Annotated in this window: 4 protein-coding genes; all 4 read left to right on the forward strand. The window is 66.5% G+C overall.

The window, feature by feature from the left end; all coding sequences use genetic code 11:
• Positions 1 to 448 precede the first annotated feature (448 nt).
• From ACK5L9_RS04685 to ACK5L9_RS04700, 4 genes are read left to right on the forward strand one after another with little or no spacing between them, the layout of a single operon-like run.
• Complete coding sequence (locus ACK5L9_RS04685) at positions 449 to 1,078, forward strand: CerR family C-terminal domain-containing protein (RefSeq protein ID WP_416910290.1); 630 nt, start codon at positions 449 to 451, stop codon at positions 1,076 to 1,078.
• On the forward strand, positions 1,075 to 2,028 hold the full coding sequence (locus ACK5L9_RS04690) for an HlyD family secretion protein (RefSeq protein ID WP_416910291.1): 954 nt from the start codon (positions 1,075 to 1,077) through the stop codon (positions 2,026 to 2,028). The genes ACK5L9_RS04685 and ACK5L9_RS04690 overlap by 4 nt, the downstream gene beginning before the upstream one ends.
• Positions 2,025 to 2,948, forward strand: a complete 924-nt coding sequence (locus tag ACK5L9_RS04695; RefSeq protein WP_416910292.1) for an ABC transporter ATP-binding protein — start codon at positions 2,025 to 2,027, stop codon at positions 2,946 to 2,948. The genes ACK5L9_RS04690 and ACK5L9_RS04695 overlap by 4 nt, the downstream gene beginning before the upstream one ends.
• On the forward strand, positions 2,945 to 4,075 hold the full coding sequence (locus tag ACK5L9_RS04700) for an ABC transporter permease (RefSeq protein WP_416910294.1): 1,131 nt from the start codon (positions 2,945 to 2,947) through the stop codon (positions 4,073 to 4,075). Before ACK5L9_RS04695 ends, ACK5L9_RS04700 begins: the two co-directional genes overlap by 4 nt.
• The last annotated feature ends 376 nt before the right edge of the window (positions 4,076 to 4,451 follow it).

A 4,451-nucleotide genomic window follows, 5' to 3' on the forward strand; every position in this document is an offset into this window, starting at 1 on the left:
ACCCCCTGCAAAAGCCTGCGGCGGCTGGTTGCTGTTGCCACTGCCCCTGGTGCGCGCGGAGCAGTTGGCTGGCGATGCCTCCGGGTTGCGCCCGCCTCATGGTCATTTTCTTCCTTTCCCGGCCATCCGCAGACTATCGGCGCGCGAAGCGCGCGTCCGGCCGGGCGGCAGCGCGCGGGTCGGGCTTTGCCCGACCCGCCCCCCCCTTTTTTGAGGCTGTTGGCGACGACATTGATTGCCGTGACGGGCTGCAAAGCCGTTTTCTTGCGGGCAGGTTTTTCCTTGCTCCCGATCCTTGCCCTGACGGCAGCGCCGGATGATTTGCGTCCCGCGATGGCCGGGGGAGCTGCGCCCCCCGGACCCCCAGCAATAGCCTGCGGCGCCTTGCACTTGCCAGAATTTAGTCAATTGATTAAAATGGGGCGGCACGTATGGAGGGAAAGGACCGATGACTTCCCCTGACGACACGCCAAGGCAACTGATTGCCGCCGCGCTGCATCTGTTCGGCCATCAGGGCTATGCCGCGACCACGACGCGGGCGATTGCGGCGCGGGCAGGGGCGAATATCGGGCTGATCGCCTATCATTTCGGGGGCAAGCCGCAGTTGCGGCTGGCCTGCGCCGACGAGGTCGTGCGCCGGATGTCGCTTGTCACCGCCGCGCTTGAGGTGGTCAGCGTGGACACGCCTGATCAGGCCATGGCGCTGATGGACCAGATCGTCGGCACCGTCATCGATTTCATGGTCGCCGATCCGGCATCCGAGGATATCGCCGCCTTTGTCCTGCGAGAGCTGACCGAACAGGGCGAGGTGTTCGACCGGCTGTATCATCAGGTGTTCGAAAGCCGCCATTCCGCGCTGTGCCGGCTATGGGCCATGGCAACCGGGCAGGATGCCGAAAGCGACGAGGTGAAACTGTCGGTGTTTTCGATGATCGGGCAGGTCATGTATTTCCGCATCGGTCGTCCACTGATCCGGTACCGTATGGGCTGGCCTTCGCTTGGCCCTCCCGAGGCGCGGCAGATTGCCGGGATCGTCCGCTGCAACCTTCGCGCCGCCATCGAAAGGAGCCGCCCATGACCGGCTATCTTTGCGCCCTGCCCTTCGCGGCATCGCTGTTCACCCCCTGCGCCGCGCCCGAGCCCTTTGCGACCGGCTATGTCGAGGGCGAATATACGCTGATCGCGCCGGTCGAGATCGCCCAGATCGAGGCGGTGATGACCGGGCGCGGCGCGCGCATCGCGGCGGGTGCGCCCCTGATCGAGATGGAGCGGCAGGATGCCGAAATCGCGCTGGCGCAGGCCCAGGCCGCGCTGGCGCAGGCTGAAAGCGAGCTGGCCAATCTGCGCGAGGGCAAGCGCCCCGAGGAAATCAGCGTGATCGAGGCGGCACTGGTCTCGGCCCGGTCGAACGCGGCCGAGGCGCAGCGGACAGCGGAACGCATCGCCTCGCTGGCCGGGCGCGGGGCGGCCACCCGGACCGAGCGCGAGGATGCCGCCACCGCCGCCGAAATTGCCGCCGCCAAGGTGAACGAGATCGAGGCGAATCTGGCCGTGGCCCGCTTGCCCGCCCGAGACTGGGAAATCAGTGCGAAGGAGGCGGGTGTCCGGCGTGCACAGGCGGAACTGGATCAGGCGCAGTGGAAACTGGACAAACGCCGGATCACCGCCCCCGCCGCGGGCACGGTTCAGGACGTGATCCGACACGCGGGCGAGATCGCCGGGCCCTCTGCGCCGGTTCTGTCGATGCTGGCCGACGATGCGGTGCGCTTGCGGCTTTATGTGCCGGAAAGCTCGGTCGCGGCGATCGGGATCGGCAGCCGTCTGGCGGTAGGCTGCGATGGCTGCACGCAGGGAATCGAGGCGCTTGTGACCTATATCGCCGATGGGCCGGAATTCACGCCCCCGGTGATCTATTCGCTGCAAAACCGGCAAAAGCTGGTCTATCTGATCGAGGCGCGCCCCGCCGACGGGTCGGAGCTGAAACCCGGCCAGATCGTCGATGTCCGCCTGCCCGAGGCCCCGCAATGACCGCCCCCGCGATCAGCGTCGCGAACCTGACCAGGCGTTTTGGCGACCGGGCGGTTGTGGATGATGTGTCGCTGACCGTCGCCACGGGCGAGATTGCGGGGTTTCTGGGGCCGAACGGGTCGGGCAAGACAACGACGATCCGGCTGATTTGCGGGTTGCTGACCCCGGACGAGGGCACAGGCACAGTGCTGGGGCTGGATCTGCGCCGCGACGCGCTGCGGATCAAGCGCGAGGTGGGTTACATGACGCAGCGGTTTTCCTTTTACGAGGATCTGACCATCGCCGAGAACCTGCAATTCGTCGCGGGCCTTTACCGGCTGCGTCCGGCGCGGCAGGCGGTGGCCGATACGCTGGCCGATCTGGGCCTGACCAGCCGCAAGGATCAGCTTGCCGGGTCGCTGTCGGGCGGCTGGAAACAGCGGCTGGCGCTGGCCGCCTGCATCATGCACCGCCCGAAGCTGCTGATGCTGGACGAGCCGACCGCAGGCGTCGATCCCAAGGCGCGGCGCGAATTTTGGGATGAAATCCATGGGCTTGCGGCGGACGGGATGACGGTTCTGGTGTCCACGCATTACATGGACGAGGCCGAACGCTGCCACCGCATCAACTATATCGCCTATGGCAAGCTGGTCGCGCAGGGCACCGTGCCGCAGGTGATCCGCGATGCCGGGCTGACCACGGTGGTGGTCGAGGGGCCGGGCATCCACGCCGCCGCCGCCCGGCTGAAGGCGCTGCCGCAGGTCGAACAGATCGCCCCCTTCGGCAATACGCTGCATGTCGTCGGCCGCGACGGCGCCGGCCTGCGCGCGGCAGTGGCGCAGGTCGTGCAAGGCAGCGGATTGCAGGTCAGCGATGCCGAAACCAGCCTTGAGGATGTGTTCATCCGCCTGATGGGCGACAGCCGGGACAATATGCGATGATCCTGTCGCCGACACGCCTGTGGACCCTGCTGCGCAAGGAATTCACCCAGATGCGCCGCGACCGCGTGACCTTTGCGATGATGCTGGCCATTCCGCTGATGCAGCTTTTGCTGTTCGGTTTCGCGATCAACACCGACGCCAAACAACTGCCCGCCGCCCTTGTCGCGCCGACGCAGGACCGCTTTACCCGCGCCATGGTCACGGCGCTGGAGGTGACGGGCTATTACCGCTTTACCGATGGCAGCGTGACCGCCGATCAGGCCGAGAGGATGATTACCTCGGGCGAGGTGTCCTTTGTCGTCACCGTGCCTTCGGATTTCGGCAAGCGCGTGCTGCGTGGCGATAACCCCTCGATCCTGATCGAGGCGGATGCGACAGACCCGTCGGTCGCCTCGGGCGCGATTTCGACACTGGGGACGGTGGCGACGCAGGCCCTGCTTCGCGAATTGGGGACCGAGGCACTGGCCGCGCAGGAACAGGCCGGCATGGTCGATATCGTGGTCCATAAACGCTATAACCCCGAGGGGATCACCCAGTACAACATCGTGCCGGGCCTGCTGGGGGTGATCCTGCAACTGACCATGGTGATGATGACTGCCATGGCCCTGACCCGCGAGATCGAACGCGGCACCATGGAAAACCTGCTGTCCATGCCTGCCACCCCGCTGGAGATCATGCTGGGAAAGGTGCTGCCCTATCTGGGCGTGGGCGCGGTACAGGTGGTGGTGGTGCTGCTTGCCGCGCGCGGGATCTTTGGCGTGCCCTTCGTGGGATCGCTGGCGCTGATCATGTGGGGGATTCTGATCTTCGTGCTGGCGCTGGTGATCCTGGGCTATCTTATTTCAACCGTCGCAAGAACGCAGATGCAGGCGATGCAGCTGACATTCTTTTTCTTCCTGCCCTCGCTGATGCTGTCGGGCTTCATGTTCCCGTTCCGGGGCATGCCGCATTGGGCGCAACTGCTGGGCGAAATTTTTCCCCTGACTCATTTCCTGCGCATCGTTCGCGCCGTCATGCTGAAAGGCGCCGGTCCCGCCGAGATTGCGCAGCCGATGCTGACGCTTTGCCTGTTCGTTCTGCTTTTCGCAACCGCTGCCCTGACCCGCTTCCGCCGGACGCTGGATTGAACGGCGCTGCCGGACGCAACGGCAGCGGGGGGGCCGGGGGGCGCAGCGCCCCCCGGCCACCGAGGGACGCAAATCAGCGGCGGTGCCGTCGCGACCACCCGCATCGCCCGAAGGGGGGATGCGCGCCGGGCACAGCCCGACCCGCCCGCTGCCGCCCGGCTTAGGGCGCGCCTTCGGCGCGCAGTCAGTCTGCGGGCGGTTCAGCCTGCGCTCAGGCATGGCGTGACATCCCCGATCCCCACCGGCTGACCGGCTGACCATCCCCGGCGCCAAAGCAAGGCCAAAGGCCGCCGCAGGCAGCCGGGGGTCCGGGGGATGCAATCCCCCCGGCCACCGCGGGACGCAAACCGGCAACGGTGCCGTTGCGCCACGCCCT

The organism is Paracoccus sp. (in: a-proteobacteria) (genome assembly GCF_047973135.1).
Classification (GTDB): domain Bacteria; phylum Pseudomonadota; class Alphaproteobacteria; order Rhodobacterales; family Rhodobacteraceae; genus Paracoccus.

Coding starts and splice junctions, on each gene's coding strand:
- ACK5L9_RS04685 (WP_416910290.1), top strand. CDS start 449: ATGACTTCCCCTGACGACACGCCAAGGCAACTGATTGCCGCCGCGCTG.
- ACK5L9_RS04690 (WP_416910291.1), top strand. CDS start 1,075: ATGACCGGCTATCTTTGCGCCCTGCCCTTCGCGGCATCGCTGTTCACC.
- ACK5L9_RS04695 (WP_416910292.1), top strand. CDS start 2,025: ATGACCGCCCCCGCGATCAGCGTCGCGAACCTGACCAGGCGTTTTGGC.
- ACK5L9_RS04700 (WP_416910294.1), top strand. CDS start 2,945: ATGATCCTGTCGCCGACACGCCTGTGGACCCTGCTGCGCAAGGAATTC.